Genomic DNA, 21026 nt, shown 5'->3' with positions numbered 1-21026 from the left:
CTCTCCTTATTGGTCCGCTTGACCGATGGCTTTGCGGTATTCACCGATGGTCATGCCGATTTTTCTTTTGAAAATTTGGCTGAAATACCGGTAATCCTCATAACCCACCTTTTGCGCGACTTCATAGTTTTTGTATTTCGATTTATTCATCAGCTCTTTGGCCTTATGCAGACGGATATCGGTTAAATAATCGACGAAGTTCTTCCCGGTCATCTTTTTGAAAATCCGACTTAAATAGTCAGCATTTAAATAATAGCTGCTGGCAATTTGATGCAAGGAGAGGGACTGATCGTAATTACTCTCCATCCATTTTTTCAGCTCGCCGACAACCTTCTCTCCCTGCTTTTCCCCGGATTGCCCATAGAAACAGAGCACAGAAGGCAGCAAGTCATCTTTGAAAATCTTTTTCATGGCCTCCACATCATGCCGTTGGTGAATCAGCTCCGAATACATAAGCGTATTTTTGCCGCAAATCTCCTCTAGTCGGACATCTTTCGCCTGAAGCTGCTTCTCCACCGCATGCAGGAGTAAATCCGCGCTCCATTGCAAATGTCCAACCGTCGTACCATCGCTTACGAATGCCGCAAACAATCGCTCGAATTCTTGTTCCACAGCCTGCTTATTTCCGGATTGGAGCACCCATAAGAACGAGTTCTCTCTGTCCTGCGGATAAATACCAGATAAATGCACCGCATTGTTCTCTGCACAAAGCAAGGCGTTCATAGCTGACAGCTGTTTCCCTGATAAAGCTTTCCTCGCTTCGTTATACGCCTCGCCTAGCTTGGCAGCCTCTAGCTTCCTAGTGCTCATGCCAAAGCTGAAACTAACGCTGCCGGCCTGCTTTAAGGCAGCGAGCACACTTGTGTGCACTCGGCTGAAATCCTTGGGCTCCAGCCGGGTTCCACAGAGGGCAATCGCGATCTCTCGGCTGCTATCCTGCAGCGTCGTAACCTCGTATTCCCATCGCCCCCCGAAAAGGAAGGGCCTCATGCGGTTTAATTGCTCATGAATAGCCGGAAGCAGACGAGCATAATCGCAATGCTCTTGAAAGGTGTCCGTGTGACCGAGCATCAACGCGTATTCGCCGGCTTGCCAGCTGGAAGGAATGGAGATTTCCTCCCCTTCCTCAGCATGCAGCAGCAGCTGCCGCAGCCAATCCTCCCCTTGGACGCGGGATGCTTTGCGCTTCTGCGCTTCGCGCCCATCAAGCTCCATAAGCGCCTTTTCCACGACCGCAGCAAGCTCTTCCTTTTTCACCGGCTTGAGCAGATAGTCAAAGGCTTTATGGCGAATGGCTTCCTTCGTATATTCGAAATCCGAATACCCGCTAATCACAATCGTCAGTAAGTCCGGCAGCTCTCGGCACAACAGGCCAAGCAGCTGTTTACCGTCGAGGCCAGGCATACGCATATCCAGGAAGAGCAGGTCCGGCTTTTTGTCCAAAGCCATTTCATAGCCTTCTCCCCCGTCACTTGCTTCGCCAACAAGCTCCAAGCCCCATTCGTTCCAGGAAATAGACTGAATTAATCCTCTTCGTATCCACTTTTCATCGTCTACAATGATGACTCTCCGCATTTCCTGTACCTCCTCAAAGCTTTAGATTTCGCTTAACTCAGCCTTTCATAGAACCCGCAGTCAGTCCGTCAATAATGTACCTTTGCAGCAATAAGTAGATGATTAGAATTGGTGAAATCACAAGCACCATGAAGGCGAAAACAACGCCCCAATTCGTGCTGTACATCGTTACAAAATTGAAGATTTGCAGGACAATCGTCCACTTCGTACTGTCTGTCATCAAATAGAAGGGTCCAAAGAAATCGTTCCAGACCGAAACCATGACGACAATGGATACGGTTACAAGCACCGTAAGCAGCAGCGGTAAAATCATTTGCCAGTACAATCGGAAATAGCCGCAGCCTTCCAGCAAAGCCGCTTCATCCAACTCTCTCGGAATCGACTTCATGAAGCCCACGAGCAAAAACACAGCAAAAGGCAGCAGCACCGCCGTATAATACATAATCAGACTGAAATACGTCCCTTTAATATGAAGATCACCCAACAGCTTAATCGTAGGCACAATGGAAACCGGGACAATCAGCCCCATAATGAACATGTAATAAGCTCCTTGCAGAAAGCGATCGTCTCTTCGTTGAATAATGAAAGCAGCCATCGAGGCAAATAAATTCACACAGACGACAACTAAGACGGAAATGAGAATACTATTTTTGAACCCCCGCCAAATGTTTGCCTGCTGAAAGACTTCCTTATAATTGGTAAAATGCCATTCTGAAGGAAGCGATATGCCGAATAGCGCCGATTCCCGAATGCCTTTAAACGAATTGACCAGAATCATCAGGAAGGGAATCAGAATCAGACAGGCCAAGCCAATTGCGACGATTTCCAGTATCCAGAGTGTCCACTTTTTTCTCATCACATCTCGACCTCTCTCTTCTTCATCGCCATCAGTACGGGAACGCCAACAATGGTGACAAGAACGAATAAAACAACGTTAACTGCCGTCGCGTAACCGAATAAACCTGTGCTAAACATGCCGCGAATATAGGTATAAAATACTTCTGTGGTATAACCTGGACCACCTTCTGTCAGCACCATGACCATTTCGAACACCTTCATGGAACCGATCATGGAGAGAAGGACGTTGACGGTAAGAGCCGGAGCTAACAGCGGGAATATAATGGAGCGAAAACGCTGCCAATATTGCGCCCCGTCCATGGATGAGCTTTCAATTAGATCCTTTGGAATAAACTGCAGACCAGCCAAATAAACAACCATCGAGAATCCGGCAACACGCCACAGGTCAGTCACGATAATGGAGAACAAGGCATACTTAGGATCATTCAACCAGTCCTGCACCATGAAATGAAGCCCGACCTTATCCAGCGCTGTGTTGACAATGCCATGCTCAGGATGATAAATCGCTCGGAAAATATAGCCTATGACAATCGGCGCAATCACATAAGGCAGAAAGAAGATCATGCGCAGCAGATTTCGCAGTTTAAGTGCTTCATTCAAAATCAAGGCTAATCCTAGTCCCAAAAAGTTCTGCATCAAAGTCACAACCGCCGCAAAAATCAAGGTATTAATCAAAGCCGTTTTCAACCGGGGTTCTTTGAACAACTCGATATAATTATCGAGCCCATTGAAGCGAATCTGCTCCGCGTTAATATTCCAGTCCGTGAAGCTGTAATAAAACCCAATGATCGTTGGGGTAATGAAAAATAGTAGAAATACGGCGAGAGCCGGGAATGAAAAATAAAGCGGATATTTCATCTTTCCCATCTCGTCTCCCCTCCTTCATGTTAAAGTGTTCCGGCCGGAAGCAAGTTCCGACCGGACAGTCTTAGATCCGCTTATTTGAAGCCATCAAGCAGCTTGGCTTTGCCGTCTTTCTCATAGTTCGAGGAGAATTCCTTCAGCGCTTTGTCGACGTCTCCGTCGATGAAGAACGTTTGCAATGTTTTTTGGAAATCAGCGAACGTTGGTGTCAGACGATTCTGCACATTGATTTTCGCTTTATTTGCATCAATCAGATCCTTGACCGTTTGCTGCACAGGGTACAAGCTGCTCTTAGCGCCTTGAAAAATCGGGATGCCTGGGCTTGTTTGGTAGTACAGATCCACCATCTCCGGTGAAATCATGAATTTAACCAACTCAGCAGCTACATCGGCATTTTTCGCTTTGTTCGGAATCATCAATTGGTTCGGCGGCGTAATCATCGCTGTCCCTGCATCTGCAGCGGAAGGGAAGGGGAAGAAGCCAATTTTGTTCGTTACGAACTCTTTCCCGAATTTCTTCTCCAATTGCGGAATAATGCCGTCTAGCATGAATGCCATACCTACTTTGCCTTCACCCATCAAATTTTGCAGCTCATCGAATGTGCCTGCCAGCGGATTGGATTGGATCAGTCCAAGATCTTTTAATTCCTTTTGTTTCGCGAAAAGGTCTTTGAGTGCCGGAATATCGGCCAGCTTGAGCGCATTCTTTTCTAAATTTTGAACCCCTGCATCCCCGATGGCCGGGTCTACATTTGATACCCAACCCGTGAAGTAGAACACTTGCGGCGGCCAGCCGTCTTTGACTCCTTCATAGAAAGGTGTGACGCCTGCAGCCTTGATTTTCTTAGCGCCTTCGATCATATCCGCATAGTTTTTGGGAGGCTGAATGCCCGCTTTGGTAAATACATCCTTGTTATAATAAATGCCCATCATGCCCGTAGCTCCGAATGGGACACCATAAATTTTCTTGTTCGCATCAGCTTGAAACTCTTTCATCGTCGGAATAATACGATCCCATACGGCTTGATCTCCCGACCACTCGCGAAGCGTTTCAGAGGCTCTTAACTTGACGTATTGCTTAGGGCCTGGCTGCATGAGGAAAATATCTGGGAAGTCGCCCGTGGAAAAGCGTGTTTTCATCATGTTGTCGAAGTCCCCGCCAGGCAGCGCCTGCAGCTCGACCTTATTGCCTGTTTTCGTTTCGAACTCTTTAAATATTTTATTAAAAGGTGTGGCATCAACCGTATTGGCAATCGCAAACGTCAGTGTGACAGGATCCTTCTTCGCTGGTGCCGGTGTTGATGCGGCTGTTGTAGCACCAGGCGATGCAGCTGCCGGTGTGCTGCTTCCCGAGTTACCGCCGTTAGTTCCACAAGCCGTTAATGCCATAACTGCCGCAATGGATGCAGACAGTGTTACCGTTTTCATATTCCTCATTTCTGTACCCCTCCTTTAATGTTGCTTACAGAATTGATTATATTGCAACCGCTTACTTATGCCCCATGCACGATAACGACTTTCTATGTTGAATATTCCTACATCCTGCTTTCAACCGAGTTGATGGACCAGTTTCAAGGTCACTTCCGTCCCTATCCCTTTTCTGCTTTCAATACTGAATTGGAACTGCTCCCCGTAACGAATCGTATACCTGGCGTATACATTCTGGACGCCAATGCCGCCGCTTGCCGCAGACAGCTTATATTCCTCCTGATAGAGCGGTTGTCTGAGCGACGCTAGAATCTGCTCCAGCCGTTTCTCCGAGATGCCGACACCATCGTCTTTGACTTGGATATACGTCCATTCCCCTTCCTTCCACGCCTTGATGTGAATCGTGCCTTTTCCTCTTTTACGTTCGATCCCGTGGAAAACGGCATTTTCAACCAACGGCTGAAGGGTCATTTTTAACATTGGAAAATTGTACAGCTCATCTTCGATGTCTAAGCGATAATCAATCTTGCCTTCGAAACGAATGCTCTGAATATTGATATACGCATCAATCTGCACGAGCTCTTCCTGCAGTGTGACGACTTCGTCGGTATTTTTCGTGTTATAGCGAAACATATCGGCCAAAGACTGCGCCATTTGGCCAACCTCCTCCACGTCGTGGTAATCGGCCATTGCTTTAATGCTATCTAGCGTGTTGTACAGAAAATGCGGATTAATCTGGGAATAGAGCATGGCCAGCTCCATCTGCTGCAGCTTAATTTGATAGACATACTTCGTTTCAATCTGCTTCTGCAATTCATCCTGCATAGCGTTGAAATTCATCGCGATTCGGCCAATTTCATCTTTCCTTTTAATATCCACCCTCACGGAGAAATCGCCTCGTTTAATGTGATTAACGGTTTTGTATAGATCCAGAATCGGATTGGTAATACTCCTTCCGAACAGCAGCGACAGGATCGCAGTCACCAAGAAAGCGACCAAAGCCGTCCAGAATGCTGCCGTTTTGATGGAATCAAGCGAGCTGAATATTTCCTTTTTAGGCATGATGAGCACGGTTTTCCAATTGGAATATTGGGAGCGGGTGTAGGAAACAAGCATGGTCTGATCACCGCTTCCTGTCCAAAACTTGCCGCCATCCCCTTTAATCTCGGATAATGCCTGCGTATCCATGTCGGCCGCATGCCCGTCTGCCGAATCGAATATCGGATTATTAATATCATTTAATATCAGAAAGCGGCTATTCTTCGTCAGGTCAGCACGCTGGCCAATGCCTTTAAATAGACCGTAATTATAGTCGGCGCGCACCACAATAAATCCAGTCGGATTCGAGAAATCGCGAATGAGCAGCGAGGTTGAGTAAGCTGTTGAACTCTCCTCCTGCCCGCTGACAGAAGGGGAGCTGAAGAAATTCACAAGCCCGTCTTTGGCAATGGTTTGCTTAAACCAGTCGGCATTCAGCACCTGACTCGGGCTGCCGAATGAGGTATTGTCGGAGGAATTGAGCAGCTCTCCATCGCTGTAATAAATTTGAAAACGGATAAAGTCGGGAATCGGCGTAATGTTAAAGCTTTTCAAAAACAGATCTCCAAGCTTCTGACGAAATAGAAACTTATTCTGACTGTCCATAGTCGGGTAAGCATTAATGTTGTCAATATAATCCTGATTGTAATAGGGAGCGAGGAGCAGATTTCTTTTATTATGAAAATCATTATCCATATTAAATTCGATCTGACGGACGATTTGCGAGCTCGCGGTTTCTACGCGTTCCGCCATAGAATTGTAGGAAATATAGAATGAAGCGGTTCCAATTAGAGCAATGCAGAAGAGGATAATGACAAAATAGCTCAATAGCAGCATCGTACGAATTCTCGGAAATAGGATCTCTAGTTTCTTCCTCAAGCCTTCCATCCAACGCATCTTGGTGACCTGCCTTTCTTTCTATGCGAAAACAGCCGGAGCCAGATGGAGGCAGCGCTAACGCTCACCCTCTATCCGATCCCGGTCTGTATCTTAGGAACTTGCTTTTAGTTTAGCATAGAAACACTTTCAAACACATAACTTCCTGAACCTACCTTGTGCTCCGATGCAGATGGATCTGGCAATTGAATGGTTGCCGTCGTATTGGCAGGGACATCCACTTGGAGATGGAAATCTCCTGTTTCCGATAAACGCCATTCTACCGTAATGCAGCCGTAAAGAGATTCATAGCTTGCCTTCACCCAGCTCAAGTTCCCGCCCGGTTTCGGTCTTATAATGACATGCTGAAAACCAGGCGACGCAGGATCTGCTTCAATACCAGCCATATACCGGAACATCCACTCGCCAACGGAGCCCAGAGAATAGTGATTGAAGGAATTCATCGACGGCGTCTGAAAACCTTGCTCCTCCGTCCATCCATCCCAGCGCTCCCAGATCGTCGTTGCCCCATGTTTGATGGAATACATCCAAGACGGGAACGCTTCCTGCGTCAGAAGCTTGTAAGCAACATCCAAGCTGCCATTGTCCGTCAGCGCCGGCAATAAGTAGCCTACGCCCAGGAATCCCGTTGATAAGCGGTCGCCTCGCCCCTGAATGTCTGCTACAAGACGATCACGCGCTTGTTTGCTCTGCTCTTCCGTCAGCAGCCCGAACTGCAGCGCTAATACGTAAACCGTCTGCGTGTCGCCGTGAATACGTCCATCCTCAGCGACAAAAGCCTTGCGGAACGCCGCAGCGATATCGCCAAATAAAGCTTGATATTGGCCCACTTCGTCTACTTTGCCCAATACACCAGCAATTTGCGCAAGCAGCTTCGTGCTGTAGGCGAAATAAGCTGTTGCTAGCACTTCGTTCGGCGTGTCAGCCCCGATGGACAGCCAATCGGCATAATTGGCATACCCTGGGCGCACTAGCTCGTCAGTGGTATTTTTCAAATAATCCACCCATTTGACCATCGCATCATAATGCGTCTCGAGGACACGAACATCGCCGTACATCAGATAGATCGTCCATGGGATAATGACACCGGCATCTCCCCAACCCGAGTTGTCCGGGGCGAACCAGTTCAGCCTCGTATTCCAGTTTTTATGGCGAATCCACCCTGCATCTGGCGCAACATCCGTAAATGCCCCTGAAGGCTGCTGGCAATCCACCATATCCCAGACATATTTGCTGAAGAATCGGGAGACATCCATATTGTAAGCCGCTGTACGGGCAAAAATCTGCGCATCCCCTGTCCAGCCTAACCGCTCATCCCGCTGCGGGCAATCCGTCGGCACCGACAGGAAGTTTCCACGCTGCCCCCAAGTAATGTTCGAATACAGCTGGTTCACCATCGCGTCGGATGTCTCCAGCTTCCCGGTAACGGGTGTATCGGAGTGAACAACTTTCCCTGTAATCGTATCCAGATCAGGTTCACCTGGGTAACCAATCAATTCGACATATCGGAAGCCGTGGAACGTAAAGTGAGGCTCATAGCTTTCCTGTCCATCTCCTTTTAGCATATAGTGATCCTGCTGACAAGCCTCTCGTAAGTTATCCACATATAGTGTGCCATCTGGATTCAGAATCTCCGCATGACTTAATGTAATCATCGTTCCAAGCTCACCTTGAACCGTGACGGCCGTCCATCCAACCATATTTTGGCCCATATCATAGATATAAGTACCAGCTGCTGTCTTCTTTATGCTGATCGGTTTCATCGTTTTGGTGATGCGGATCGGAGGCTCAGTCGCTGCCACGAGAAGTCCGTTATACCCTGAGCGCACATCCGGCGCTTCCCAGGCTGAATCCACATAACCGGGCTCGTTCCATCCAGTCAATTCCTCTCTTGCGTCGTAGGCTTCCCCTTTGATCATATCCGAGTATTGAATCGGCCCTCTGGTCGTTGTCCATGAACGATCCGTCATCACGCTTTCCTTCGTTCCATCTTCATAATCCAAGCTTACCTGCATGAGGAAAAACGGTCTTTCCCCGTAAACTTTATCACCGAGGAATCCCACAGTCCCCGCGTACCAGCCATCTCCCAAAATAACGCCAAACGCGTTATCGCCAGTCTTCAGTTTGTCTGTTACATCAACCGCCTGAACCTGTACACGCGTGTTATAATCCGTCCATCCCGGGGCAAAACGATCGCCGATCCGCTCGCCATTCACATGCAAATCGTAGACGCCTAATGCTGTCGCATAAGCAATGGCTCGCTTCACCTTTTTCTTGACCTCGAATGATTTCCTGAAAAATGGAGATGGCTGCATGAGGGCTCCTGGCTCGGATTTGCGTCCGATCCACTGCGCCTTCCAATCGCCTCGCGACAATATGCCCATCATCCAGAACGCCGTCTCGCTCCATTCCGTGACCGCACCCGCTCCGTCCCAGACGCGTACTTTCCAATAATAGGCCCCTTCAGACTGGAGCGGCTGACCCTCATATTGCACATGCGTCGATGCATTCGAATTCACCTTGCCGCTGTCCCACATATCCGCTTGGTCACTCTCTAGCTTTTCCCGAGTAGTGGCAACCATAATGTGGTACGCGCTCTGCATGACTCCTTGAATATCAGCGTGCAATTGCCAGAAAAGTCGAGGCTTCAGGACATCGAGGCCAATCGGATTCAGCATATATTCGGTTTTACAAAGTGCAACTCGTATCGTCATAAGGTAACCCTCCATTTATAGTGTTGTTGAAAGTGAGACAGGTCTTATACGAATCGTAAAATTCATCGGCTCAGCTTTAATCAAATAAGTGTCGAGCGTAGGCGCATAGCCGCAGCTATGATTGCCTAGGCCGCTTTGTCTGGCATCCAATTTGACAATGGTTTGATCGACCCTTGTCAGATGATGAACATGCTTGGTTGTCGTCAAATCTTCCGTCGTGTAGTGATGAACACTTGTGTCAAAGGTCGACTCTCCCGTGAACAGCAGCCCAACTCCCTCTTGATTCACAAGGGATGACCACCGTACATCCGTTTTATTGCCATTCTCCTGCGGCTTAATATACGGCACGAACTGATCCTGTACCGATCCGCTGTATACGCCCAGCTTACCGCTCTCCTTACGATCCGCATAACATTCGTGCGGCCCACGGCCAAACCATGCCAGTTGGTTGAAGCTGTCAGGCATCACAAGCTCAACCCCGAACCTAGGCAGCGGTGGCAGTTCCTCTCTCGGTTCAATGTGCACAGCCAAGGACACTTCACCGTCTGCAGCGATGGCATAGACCACGCGGGAATCACAAACGATCTTCCCGCCTCGCGGCCCAACGATGGATTTCATCGTGATTCTGCAGCCTCCCGCTTCCGTGCGATCCACCACGACCTCGCGCACATCAGTGACAAGTCGATTGTAGCCCGCTTTCACCCACTCTTTGGCGAGGTGGACGTCGTTATCAACCGGAGCCCGCCATAGCTGGAGTTTAGGGCCTGCCGTCAATAAGGACACTCCTTTGTACATCCACGTTGTCATTACGCCTTGATCCCTGTCGAACACCATATTGAAATCTTGGCCTGTTAGCGTAATTTGGCGGGAGCTTTCTCGGATCGACAATGGGCTTGACCCCTGAATAGCTTGGTTCGGATCTTGTGTCTCGGCAATGGTTAGTACCGGGATATCAGCCCAGGCAATTTCATGACCCTTTTCAGCCCAAACGACAGAATCGCGCAGCACAAAACGGATGTGAAGCCAGTATTCACCCTTATTCTTCAGCTCGTGTACGTCGATGGGGATGTGGATATCCTCAGACAATCCTGCAGGGGTATGCAGCCTCGCAAGCTCCCCTTTCTCCACCGTGACACCGTCTCGCCACAAGCTCCATGATCCCTGCAAATGGGATAACGACACAAAGTCATACCTATTCTGTACGCTCAGCTTTCCTAAGGTGACATCCATAACCTCGATTTTCACCGGCTCAATCGCCTTCTTGTACTCTAACAAGGATGCTTTGATTGAACGATCGGGGAAAAGCAGCCCATCCAAGCAGAAATGGCCGCTGTGCGGTTCTTCCCCAAAATCGCCGCCATACGCGTACCACGCTTCATCTGCTCCTGCTTGCTGCTTAATACCTTGGTCCGCCCATTCCCAGATAAGACCTCCAAGCAGACGAGGATACGTGTAGATCGCCTCCCAATACTCCTGCAGATTCCCAACGGAGTTACCCATGGCATGCCCGAATTCACACATGAGATATGGACGCTTATCGTCCTTGCAGCCTTCTTGAATGATCGTTTCCACCGCAGGGTACATCGAGCTGACGACATCAACAACGGGTGCATCGTAGGCACGTTCATAGTGAATCGGCCGAGTTGGATCGGCTTCCCTGATCCATGCCGCCATGGCATCGTGGTTGGCTCCGTAACCGGACTCATTGCCAAGCGACCACATGATAATGGAGGGATGATTTTTGTCCCTTTCCACCATTCGTTTCGCCCGCTGGACGAACGCCTCTTCCCACTCAGGCTGCTGAGCCAGATGACCCTCATTCCCATAGAAATGAAATCCATGTGTCTCAAGATCCGTTTCGTCGATGACATATAAACCAAAACGATCACACAACTCCAGCCATCTTGTATCATTCGGATAATGCGATAGTCGAACCGAATTGATATTGTGCTGCTTCATCAAAGTGATATCCCGCAGCATCGATTCCATCGTTGTCACATAACCTAGCTCAGGATCGAATTCGTTACGATTAACGCCCTTAATAATAATCGGACTGCCGTTAACGAGCAGCCGTCCCTCCTCGATTCTAATGTCCCTGAAACCGACGTGTATGTTTTTGACCTCTATGATTTGCTGCTTTTTATCGTACATCGTGAGTAATAACGTATATAAGTAAGGCGACTCCGCCGTCCATAAACGGGGTGACAGCACCTCGTGAACTAGCTCTGCCACGGGTTCATCCTGCCGCACATGATGGTATCGATCACAGACAATATGACGCTCCTTATCCAACAAAGTCATCCGAAGTTGATAGAAGTCCGACTTCAAGAATGGTGCATCCGTTACGCCAGCCAACTGGACTCGAACCTCTAAGCTCGCTTTCGCATAGCCCTGATCCAAACGAGTCCTGACTCTAGCGTCCCTCACGGATACTTGGGGAGAAGACAGCAAGTAAACGTCGCGAAAGATGCCGCTCATTCGCCATTTATCCTGGCTCTCTAAATAACTGCCATCGCACCATTGATAAACTTGCACGGCAATCACATTCTGTCCCTCGCGTAAGTAAGGGCTTACATAAAACTCAGAATGAAAGTGACTCCCTTGGCTGTAGCCGACGAAGTGGCCATTCATCCAAACGTGAAAGGCTGAATCCACACCTTCAAAAACAAGATGAACCCGTTGCTTCTTTTCTGTTTCTTGGAAGTGAAACCGGGTTCTGTAGCAGCCAACCGGATTATGATTCGGCACATAAGGCGGATTGATCGGGAAAGGATACGGACAACTGCTGTAATGGGGTCTCCCATACCCGTGCAATTGCCAGTTGGAAGGGACTGGTATTGTAGACCAATCACTCGTTTCAAAGCTGTCCATATAGAAATCAGCAGGCACTTCTGCCACGGATTCCCCATACTGGAAAGCCCACTCGCCATTCAAAGGCTGCACAAAGGGCGATCGTTCTCTCTCATTTGCCAGAGCACCCTCCCAATCGCCATATGGAATTAAATCCGCATGCGGCAGCTCTGTATTTCTCTCTAAAATGCTTAGATTTTGCCAATCTGGAACGTGATCTCCAGGCATCATGTTATTCGCCTCCATCGTGTATCCTTCTCAGCATAGTCGACGAATAGCCATGATGACTATTCAAAAATCCGACCACTTTTGTTGTGAAAACTGTGCTAAAACAAGTCGGGATTTTCTACAGTCCGATGCGCCTTGTCTATGTGATAATAAATGGACAAGATCATCCGATTGGCTAGGGAGTGATAACGTTATGGAAAGACGTGAATACGGCAGGACGGGCATGCAAGTTAGCGCTCTGGGATTCGGAGCTGCAGAGATCGGTTTTATCGGTGCTGATGCTAGAGAAATTTCCTATTTACTAGAAAGTGCGCTGGATGAAGGCCTCAATTTGATCGATACAGGTGAATGTTATGGGGATAGTGAAACGTTGATTGGCCAAGCAGTGAAACATCGCCGAAATGATTACTACTTGTTCACGAAGTGCGGCCATGGGAAAGTAGCTGGTTACGACCGGCCGGATTGGGAACCTTCGCTGCTAGAAGAGACAATTGACCGGAGCCTAGCACGCTTACAAACGGATTATCTCGACGTGGTGCATCTACATAACTGCTCGGAAGCCATTCTCCGTCAAGGCGACGTGATTGATGTGCTCCTTAGAGCCAAAGAAAAAGGAAAGATTCGCTTCGCAGGATATAGCGGAGATCACACTGCCGCCAAATATGCCGCCCAATGCGGAGCCTTTCAGTCCCTGCAAACCTCCGTCAGTATCGCCGACCAAGAAGCAATCGAGCTGACGCTGCCTGAAGCGGGCAGGCGAGGTATTGGCGTTGTTGCCAAACGCCCTATTGCAAACGCGGTATGGATCGCCCCTGAGAACATTGCGAATGATCGGCATCAAGAGTACTGGAACAGGCTTCAGCAGCTGGATTACGACTTCCTGAAGGTAGGTTCCAGCGATGCGATCGGAAACGCGCTGCGTTTCACCCTATCCGTGCCCGGTGTGCATACAGCTATTGTAGGTACTGCCAAACAGGGCAGATGGCAGGAGAATGCGCAGTGGCTTACGCAAGGAAATCTGACGTCGGACGAGTATGAAGCTATTCGCTTGCGATGGAAAGAGCGAGCGCAGCCGGATTGGCGCGGATTGGGCTGAACGGGTGGCGCGAAGAGGTGTGAATTGGCTGGAGAGCGGTGCTCACTTTTGATTACCGGGAAATTCTCCCGTTAACGATTCCCTTACGCCAAAAACCTCCAATTTCCACTTACATAAGTGAATTTGGAGGTTTTTCTCTACTGGCGATGCGATCGGCAGTATATGAAACCTATGGAAACCCGCTATTGTACGCGCTACGATCTCCACTTACTTTGGCGATATTCTGTGGGGGTGAAGCCCATATGTCGTTTGAACATTTTGGAAAAATGAACATAGTCCGAAAATCCAACAGCAGCGCTAACTTCATACACTTTGTTAGCCGACTCAGAAAGCTGCTTTGCGGCTTTATCCATTCTCAATCGGATCAGATACTGACTGAACGGAACGCCAAGCTCTGTTTTAAACATATGGCTGAAATTAGCCGGTTTTACTTCAAGCTGCTGGGCAATTTTCGTTAATGTAAGATCAGGATCACCAAAATGTTTGTCCACATAGGCAATTCCCGCTTGAATCACCTTGCCGTATCCCCAGTTTCTAGTTCCTCGAATCGTTTTCATAGCAGCATAAATATGACTGATAAATGTATCGAAGTGATGCGTCATCTTATCGAAACCTCGCGGAAATGGTAACTCTTGCCCCGCAGCAGAGCGAAACTCATCTTCCAACAAGGCGATATAACCCATAAGTTTTCTTTCCATGTCATAGGCAGACAGCCTATTCTTCATAAGTTCATGCTGTAACGAGTTCAGCTCTTTCTCAATCTCCAGCTCCCGAAGATTCCATAAATCGTTAGCCAGCTGCTTGGCACTTGTTTTGAAAGACCATAACTGCTCCTTGTTATCATGAACAATGCGTGCTTTCTCTAGTTGTAACTTCTCCCGTAAAGCATTTAACGTTGGCAGCAGGTGATCCTCATTAATCGGTTTCAATAAATAATCTGCTGCACCAGCGCGCAGAGCCTGCTGAGCATATTCAAACTCCCCATAACCGGATACTACGATAACCGCTGATGAAATACCTTCCTGCTTAAGGGCCAACATAAAAGTCAATCCATCCATCACAGGCATACGAATATCCGTAATAATGATGTCCGGCACGTGCAGTCTTGCCAGTTCCAGGGCCTGCTGCCCATCCTCGGCTTCCCCTACGATTCTGAATCCTTCGGCTTCTGACTCCATCAGAGCAATCAGCCCCATTCTTACGATTGGTTCATCTTCGACAACGACGACGGTCATCATACAGATTGCTCCTTCCGGTAAGGCATTCTAATCTCGACAATTGTTCCAATGCTCTCTGAGGCTACAATGGAAAGGCCGTAGGGCTCACCGAATTCCAGTCTCAGCCTGCTGTGGACATTCCACATGCCGATCCCTCCAAAAGGAGCGCTCGCTTGCAGCATTTGCTCCTCCGACATAAAGGAGAAGGCTTGGTTATACGTCTCCACTAGATCTGGCGGCATCCCCCTGCCTTTGTCAATAATCAGAAGCTTTATTCCAGCATCATCGAAGCTAGCTCGGAGACCGATATACGTAGGTTTTATCGAATAATCCTCATAACCATGAATAAAGGCATTCTCAACAATCGGCTGCACAGTGAGACGAAGTGTATGAATTTCCTTCAAACAATTGAGGTCCAGATCTACGTCTACTTCCAAACTCTGATAGCGTTCCTTCTGAATGTGAATATAGTTGAACATGTGCTGGATTTCTTCAGCGAGGGATACCGTGTCCTCTGGATTATCGATGCTGTACCGGAATATATCGGACAACCATACCGTCATCTGACTAATCGGTTTAACCTTAGCGATGATGGCATAGGCATTAATAACTCCCAGCGTATTATACAGAAAATGGGGGTTGATTCTCGCTTGAAGCATCTGCAGCTTAGATTCTCTTTGATGAATAGCCATTTCTTTTTCCTTCTGATGGGACGTATGAATCATGTTAATTAGCCGATTCAAATCTTCTAACATCAGATTAAAACCTCTGTTCAAACTTCCGATTTCATCCTTACGCATTGGAGCGCGTATACTCAGATCGCCCATCTCCACTTTTTTCATTAAATTCATTAAGTGCGAGAGTGCGCGCGTGATGGATAGTGAAAAGCTGAGAATAGTCACAAAGGCCAAAGCGATTAGCAGTAAGACAAAACCAAGGGTTAGATTTCGAAAATAGATCAAATCTTCCATCAGTTCCCGCAGCGGAACTTCCGATACAATCGTCAACCCTGTTGATGCTGAGCGATTAAACACAACAATTGATTTGCTTGCACCTGTCCCATTCGTAAAATAAGGTGTATGTATGTTGTCGAAGCGACTCTTATACATATCCGGAAGAAGCTGCTGCCACTTTTGCGAATCAGGGTGGTACAGATATCTGTCGTCCGTGTTCACGATGGAGATAATCCCTGTTTTACCAAGTTGAGCTTGGTTAATAATGTCGGTCGTTCGGTCCAAGGATAAATCAATGATGAGATAACCTGCTGTTACATACGTTTCATTATCTATGATTCTTCGAAAGACCGTAATAACCTCCGTACCGTCACCCGTCATGCTGATGCCCAGAATCCGAAAATTGTCCTTGTAGTTGTCAGCGAATTCCTTTCTATACCTGTCTACACGATCTGAGAAAGCTATATTGCTATAATAAGGACCTTTCAGTGAAATAATGGACAGTCCATAAATATCATCTCGATTATATACCATGTTAGGAATGAGGTCTGCTCGGATACGAGAGCTTAAATCGTAATAGTCATATTGATTATTAGGGTCTATTTTGACAAACTGCTGTACGAGAGGATGGGCAAGCAAAGGGAGCGTCGCCTTCTTAATATCAGAGAAATAGACATCAAGGTTATAATTTATTTGGCGCATAAGCTGTTGATTATTATTAATGGCATTATCCTCGATGGTTTCCATAGAACGGTCGTACCAGAACTTGCCAAGGATTAAAAACGGCAAACAGAAGAATCCGAAGAAGAGCAGAACCAGCTTTAACTTAATCGTCATCGTCTTGATTCGCATTTCGCATTCCCCTTTTTCTTCCGTCTGTGCTTCTAAGTTGTCTATTATAAAAATAACTTATTTTACGAAATCAAGATACCCTTATCTATTCTTTGACCGAACCCAGCATAGCGCCTTTAACGAAATGCTTTTGAAGAAGCGGATATACAATAAGAATCGGCAAGGTAGCGACCAACACGATGCCCGCTTTCATCATTTCTGGCGTAAACTGTGTACTAAGTTGGAAATCGCTCATTCCAGTATTGGCACCATTGTCTACAATGAGATTACGCAGCAGAACCTGAAGTGGATACAAGTCTCGCGAACGAATGTAAATCGTTGCTGAGAAATAGGAATTCCATTGGCTAACCGTATGAAATAAGGTGATGGTAGCGAGTACGGGCATCGATAATGGTAATACAATGCGAGCGTAAATGCTCAATTCCCCACAACCATCCATTTTGGCTGCTTCAAACAACTCCCCAGGAAGTGCTTTAAAGAAAGTTCGAATAATGAGAACATAGAACGCGCTCATCGCCCCAGGAATAATGAGTGACCATAGCGAATTAATCATGCCCAACTGCTTGACTAATAAGTAACTCGGAATCAAAGGTACAGGAAAAACGAACGTAACGACAATCAGTTTCATGATGATTTGCCGCCCTGGCATCATTGGCCTCGTGAGCGTGTAGGCTAAGAGCGAACAGAGGAGCAGCGTCACAAGCGTTCCGATGACAGTAATATAAATGCTTACTCCCATAGCTTTCCAAATCTCATCTAACGCAAAAATAGATCCATAGACATCAAACTGCATGCCTTTGGGCCAAAGCCCTACCAATTTGGCATTCGCATATTCCGGGAGGCTTAGCGACACGGCCAATAAATGAATTAAAGGCGCAATCATACTCAAACTGGTTACAACTAAGACAGCTATATTTACAACTGAAAACCATTGAAAGGAACGAGCGATTCTCAGGTCAATCCCCTCCTGTTTGTCTAATAAACACTTTCACCCGTCGTCTTTTTGCTCAATGTATTAACCAAAGTCAACAATATCAAGCCAATAACTGATTTAAACACTCCGATTGCGGTGGAATAACTATACTGGCTGTCTAATAAACCAACTCTATAAATATACGTGTCAAATACTTCACCAACATCTCGCACAAGCGGATTTAGGAACATTAGCATTTGCTCAATATTGGCATCTAATAGATTCCCTACTCTTAGAAGCAATAGAACTATGATTGCCGGCATAAGCGATGGCAGCGTAATCGACCATATTTGCCGAATCCTACTAGCTCCATCTACCGTAGCAGCCTCATATAAGCTCGGATTGATTCCAGCAAGCGCGGCCAGATAGATGATAGTGCCCCATCCAATTTCTTTCCAAATGCTAATAGATATTATCGTTCCAAGGAACGTTGTGGAATTCCCCAAAAAGTCAAAGGGCCCGAGGCCAAAATGATCAAGCAGTTGATTCATCCAGCCCTTAGCGTCAAGAAGATTAGTAAAGATACCGCCTACAATGACCCATGAAAGGAAATGCGGCAAATACAACATCGTCTGAAGTGGACGTTTCAACCACATTGCCCGTAATTCGTTCAACAATAATGCTAGAATTAATGGTGCGGGGAAACCGAATATAATGGAGTAAAGCCCAAGTTTTAATGAGTTGCGCATAATAATCCAGAAATCATCATAACGAAACAACGTAAGAAAATGATCCAGCCCCACCCATTTGCTGTGAGTAAACCCTTGAAATAGGTTGTAATTCTGAAAAGCAATGATATTGCCAACCAGAGGGATATATTTGAACGTGAAAAAGTAGACTAAACCGGGGATTGCCATGAGGATAAGCACCCAGGATTCTTTGAGTCGGATCTGTGCAAACAGGGCGTTCTCCCCCTTTGTGAAATGATGTGGATCGAGCAATAGGAGATCCAAGTCAGACCTAATCTCGATCCACGCTTAGCTGGGTCCATTGATTATTTAGTATTGAACTTGTTATACCATTCTGTCGCTTCTTTAATAGCGGCATCGCCGCCTCGTTTTTTCCATTCAACCACAAAATTGTCGAACGCCGAATCAAGCGGTTCACGTCCTGTAAGCACCTTAGCAAACATGTCCAGGAAAAGCGTGCCTTGAGCAGCTCCAATATTTAATTCCGGATGGCTTGCGAGTGACTCCAAGCGAGGCATGTATTTAGCTTCATTGGGGATAAGACTCTCTTTTGATGTCGCATAACCCTTTGTAATTTTGTCAGACTCCGGCAGAGCCTTAAGCACAAGCGGAGCTGCGAATCCAATTTCACGCGGGTTCAATGAAACTTGATACATTTGGAAAGCATTCTTCTCTACATTGACTGGCTGATTAATATCGTACTTAATCTGTCCGTTTTCTTCCGAGAAGTTTTGCCCTTTGATGCCATAGGCAAAAAATTGATCAGCGTCAGGACTGCTGTAAGCCCACTCCAGATACTTAATGATGTTCTCTGGATTTTTGGTCTTGGCCGGAATCACCCATACGAAATAAATCTCATCCGATTGCAGTGCCATTCCCTTATCACCACGCGGGCCTTGTGGGGGGGCAATCATGCTAACAGAGGCAGTGGGTTGGTTAAGAAACGTTTTTGCTGCGTTATCCTTGCCGTACCCAGCCAAGTATTGGTAAACAGCAGCGCCCCAAACGCCAACTTCCCCTTTAGCAATGGAAGCATTCTGCTCATCTTCTTTTTTCACAAACAAATTGGGATTAATGTATCCTTTATCGTATAACTGCTTGTAGAAAGCGATCGCTTCCTTCATTCTTGGGTCGATAATATCAGGAACGAGTTGCCCATTCTTGAGGCTCCACTTGTTCGTATGAACACCGAATGCAGGTGTGAAAATATCCGTCCAAATAATATTGTTGAACATGCCTAAGCCATACTCATCATTTGGATCCCCATTGCCGTTCATATCTTCTTTTTTAACCGCTTCGAAGAAAGCTAAGTACTCATCAAGTGTCTTAGGAGCATCCATTTTCAGCTTATCAAGCCAATCCTGGCGGATAAAGATAGAACGATCAGCTGGTACCCCACGGGTAACGGGTATGCCAAAAATTTTACCGTCCTTAGAAATACGAGGACTTTTCCAGAATTCTGCAGGTATTTTCTTTTTTAACGTAGGCGCGTATTTATCAATGAGAGGACCGAGTTCGAGAAAAACACCTTGATCGACAGCACCGCTGTGAATGGTAGATACTACACTGTCCGTGCGGATCAAGTCGGCTAGATCACCAGATGCAAAACGAAGGGATAACTGCTGAGCATAATCGCTATGTCCCAAGAAATCATACTTAACATTGAAACCAGATAATCGGTTCAACTCTTTTTTGTAGATATCATCTTCTTTGGCTTGTTTCGCATAGGCGAATTCGGAATGGGACAAAAGAATATGAATGGGCACAGTGGCCGAAGTACTTGAAGTGGACGTTGCTTTGGGATCATTAGAAGAATTACCACAACCGGCTAACATAACAACAGACATCAAAGCTCCAACTATCGTGACAGTACTCCGTTTGCGTAAGAAACGATAGTTATTCGAAAGTGCTTTCAAATGAAGTAGCCCCTCTCTATAAACTTTATTATCATGGGCCCATGATAGTTTTCATTATATTGGCACTTACAAAATATTTACATGTGTTTTTAGTCGGAATTATGTGTTTATTCAAAATACTTCACACACGAAAGGACAGTTCATTAACGAACAATAAAAGCAAACGTAGCTTGCTAAAGTGTTCAGTTCAGGGTAGCTTTGGTTGAACTGTGCGCGTAAGCGGGGCGGGAGATGTTATGGCGGGGCCCACGAATTTGGATAGGAGAGTGGAGACTTTGTCTGGCCATACAAATCCTGCAAAAAGTGCAGCAAATTTGGCGGAAGTCTTCGATTTCGACTCATATCCTGCAAAAAATACAGCTAAATTGGTGATTTCTGCATATGTAGGGTAAAAGGCAATGAATGCCATGTACTTTTTACATGTTTATCTCTAAAAATGGAAAAAGTGAGATCATTTGCTGTACTTTTTGCAGTTTGTGGGGCTGGATGGGACACCTTTGGCGCGAGCGAGACTCCCACGCTGGCGTTAAGCTGGTTTTACGACGTTAAGATATATAAAATACAAGAACAAAAAAATCTGAGACTCCTTATACATCAAGGAATCTCAGATTTTTTCTTGGGATGCGGTCGGAGGGATTTGAACCCTCACGCCTTGTGAGCGCCACCCCCTCAAGATGGTGTGTCTGCCGTTCCACCACGACCGCATAAGAGGATAATAAACTGACCCGTAGGGGACTCGAACCCCTGTTACCTCCGTGAAAGGGAGGTGTCTTAACCACTTGACCAACGGGCCACGAAAGTCAGTAAGCTTGTGCAGCCCATTTTGACGACAATTGTTATTATAAAGGATCAAATCTCAATTGACAAGTGCAAAATCTG

Annotated in this window: 13 protein-coding genes and 2 tRNA genes; 1 reads left to right on the top strand and 14 read right to left on the bottom strand. The window is 46.8% G+C overall.

Annotated features, from left to right (window positions below):
* Positions 1 to 6: 6 nt before the first annotated feature.
* The 7 genes from AC58VC_RS23090 to lacZ form a co-directional block, all read right to left on the bottom strand.
* Positions 7 to 1575: a response regulator transcription factor gene (locus AC58VC_RS23090; protein ID WP_497371736.1), complete on the bottom strand. Its 1569-nt coding sequence runs from the start codon at positions 1573 to 1575 to the stop codon at positions 7 to 9.
* Positions 1576 to 1612: 37 nt separating this feature from the next.
* Positions 1613 to 2431 (bottom strand): carbohydrate ABC transporter permease, encoded by an 819-nt coding sequence (locus AC58VC_RS23085; protein WP_497371734.1) that lies wholly within the window; start codon positions 2429 to 2431, stop codon positions 1613 to 1615.
* Positions 2431 to 3300, bottom strand: a complete 870-nt coding sequence (locus tag AC58VC_RS23080; RefSeq protein ID WP_497371732.1) for a carbohydrate ABC transporter permease — start codon at positions 3298 to 3300, stop codon at positions 2431 to 2433. The genes AC58VC_RS23085 and AC58VC_RS23080 overlap by 1 nt, the downstream gene beginning before the upstream one ends.
* Before the next feature lie 71 nt (positions 3301 to 3371).
* Positions 3372 to 4733 carry an ABC transporter substrate-binding protein gene (locus AC58VC_RS23075; RefSeq protein ID WP_497371730.1) on the bottom strand — a complete coding sequence of 454 codons (1362 nt, stop codon included), beginning with the start codon at positions 4731 to 4733 and terminating at the stop codon, positions 3372 to 3374.
* Positions 4734 to 4844: 111 nt separating this feature from the next.
* Positions 4845 to 6599, bottom strand: coding sequence for a sensor histidine kinase (locus AC58VC_RS23070; RefSeq protein WP_497371728.1), 1755 nt, complete (start codon positions 6597 to 6599; stop codon positions 4845 to 4847).
* Positions 6600 to 6766: 167 nt separating this feature from the next.
* Positions 6767 to 9373 carry a family 78 glycoside hydrolase catalytic domain gene (locus AC58VC_RS23065; RefSeq protein ID WP_497371726.1) on the bottom strand — a complete coding sequence of 869 codons (2607 nt, stop codon included), beginning with the start codon at positions 9371 to 9373 and terminating at the stop codon, positions 6767 to 6769.
* Between the two features lie 15 nt (positions 9374 to 9388).
* On the bottom strand, positions 9389 to 12469 hold the full coding sequence (lacZ, locus tag AC58VC_RS23060) for a beta-galactosidase, LacZ type (RefSeq protein ID WP_497371724.1): 3081 nt from the start codon (positions 12467 to 12469) through the stop codon (positions 9389 to 9391).
* Between the two features lie 175 nt (positions 12470 to 12644).
* On the opposite strand from lacZ, the gene AC58VC_RS23055 reads away from it, so the two are divergent.
* Positions 12645 to 13547, top strand: coding sequence for an aldo/keto reductase (locus AC58VC_RS23055; protein ID WP_497371722.1), 903 nt, complete (start codon positions 12645 to 12647; stop codon positions 13545 to 13547).
* Positions 13548 to 13741: 194 nt separating this feature from the next.
* Here AC58VC_RS23055 and AC58VC_RS23050 read toward each other — a convergent pair whose 3' ends face one another.
* From AC58VC_RS23050 to AC58VC_RS23020, 7 genes are all read right to left on the bottom strand, one after another.
* Positions 13742 to 14785 (bottom strand): response regulator transcription factor, encoded by a 1044-nt coding sequence (locus tag AC58VC_RS23050; protein ID WP_497371720.1) that lies wholly within the window; start codon positions 14783 to 14785, stop codon positions 13742 to 13744.
* Complete coding sequence (locus tag AC58VC_RS23045; RefSeq protein ID WP_497371718.1) at positions 14782 to 16569, bottom strand: sensor histidine kinase; 1788 nt, start codon at positions 16567 to 16569, stop codon at positions 14782 to 14784. The genes AC58VC_RS23050 and AC58VC_RS23045 overlap by 4 nt, the downstream gene beginning before the upstream one ends.
* A gap of 85 nt (positions 16570 to 16654) precedes the next feature.
* On the bottom strand, positions 16655 to 17452 hold the full coding sequence (locus tag AC58VC_RS23040; protein WP_497371716.1) for a carbohydrate ABC transporter permease: 798 nt from the start codon (positions 17450 to 17452) through the stop codon (positions 16655 to 16657).
* A 92-nt stretch (positions 17453 to 17544) separates the two neighbouring features.
* Positions 17545 to 18399, bottom strand: a complete 855-nt coding sequence (locus tag AC58VC_RS23035; RefSeq protein WP_497371714.1) for an ABC transporter permease — start codon at positions 18397 to 18399, stop codon at positions 17545 to 17547.
* Positions 18400 to 18536: 137 nt separating this feature from the next.
* Complete coding sequence (locus AC58VC_RS23030) at positions 18537 to 20147, bottom strand: extracellular solute-binding protein (protein WP_497371712.1); 1611 nt, start codon at positions 20145 to 20147, stop codon at positions 18537 to 18539.
* A 622-nt stretch (positions 20148 to 20769) separates the two neighbouring features.
* Positions 20770 to 20851 (bottom strand) — tRNA-Leu (locus AC58VC_RS23025).
* Between the two features lie 17 nt (positions 20852 to 20868).
* Positions 20869 to 20940 (bottom strand) — tRNA-Glu (locus tag AC58VC_RS23020).
* Positions 20941 to 21026: the final 86 nt, after the last annotated feature.

It is taken from the genome of Paenibacillus sp. J22R67 (genome assembly GCF_059692175.1).
The sequence above is the reverse complement of the archived record's forward strand: the minus strand, read 5'-3'. Positions and strand labels throughout refer to the sequence as shown.

Excerpts from the sequence above, each read along its gene's own strand:
- AC58VC_RS23090 (WP_497371736.1), bottom strand. The coding sequence starts at position 1,575 with ATGCGGAGAGTCATCATTGTAGACGATGAAAAGTGGATACGAAGAGGA.
- AC58VC_RS23085 (WP_497371734.1), bottom strand. The coding sequence starts at position 2,431 with ATGAGAAAAAAGTGGACACTCTGGATACTGGAAATCGTCGCAATTGGC.
- AC58VC_RS23080 (WP_497371732.1), bottom strand. The coding sequence starts at position 3,300 with ATGGGAAAGATGAAATATCCGCTTTATTTTTCATTCCCGGCTCTCGCC.
- AC58VC_RS23075 (WP_497371730.1), bottom strand. The coding sequence starts at position 4,733 with ATGAGGAATATGAAAACGGTAACACTGTCTGCATCCATTGCGGCAGTT.
- AC58VC_RS23070 (WP_497371728.1), bottom strand. The coding sequence starts at position 6,599 with ATGCTGCTATTGAGCTATTTTGTCATTATCCTCTTCTGCATTGCTCTA.
- AC58VC_RS23065 (WP_497371726.1), bottom strand. The coding sequence starts at position 9,373 with ATGACGATACGAGTTGCACTTTGTAAAACCGAATATATGCTGAATCCG.
- lacZ (WP_497371724.1), bottom strand. The coding sequence starts at position 12,469 with ATGGAGGCGAATAACATGATGCCTGGAGATCACGTTCCAGATTGGCAA.
- AC58VC_RS23055 (WP_497371722.1), top strand. The coding sequence starts at position 12,645 with ATGGAAAGACGTGAATACGGCAGGACGGGCATGCAAGTTAGCGCTCTG.
- AC58VC_RS23050 (WP_497371720.1), bottom strand. The coding sequence starts at position 14,785 with ATGATGACCGTCGTCGTTGTCGAAGATGAACCAATCGTAAGAATGGGG.
- AC58VC_RS23045 (WP_497371718.1), bottom strand. The coding sequence starts at position 16,569 with ATGCGAATCAAGACGATGACGATTAAGTTAAAGCTGGTTCTGCTCTTC.
- AC58VC_RS23040 (WP_497371716.1), bottom strand. The coding sequence starts at position 17,452 with ATGATTGCGCCTTTAATTCATTTATTGGCCGTGTCGCTAAGCCTCCCG.
- AC58VC_RS23035 (WP_497371714.1), bottom strand. The coding sequence starts at position 18,399 with ATGGCAATCCCCGGTTTAGTCTACTTTTTCACGTTCAAATATATCCCT.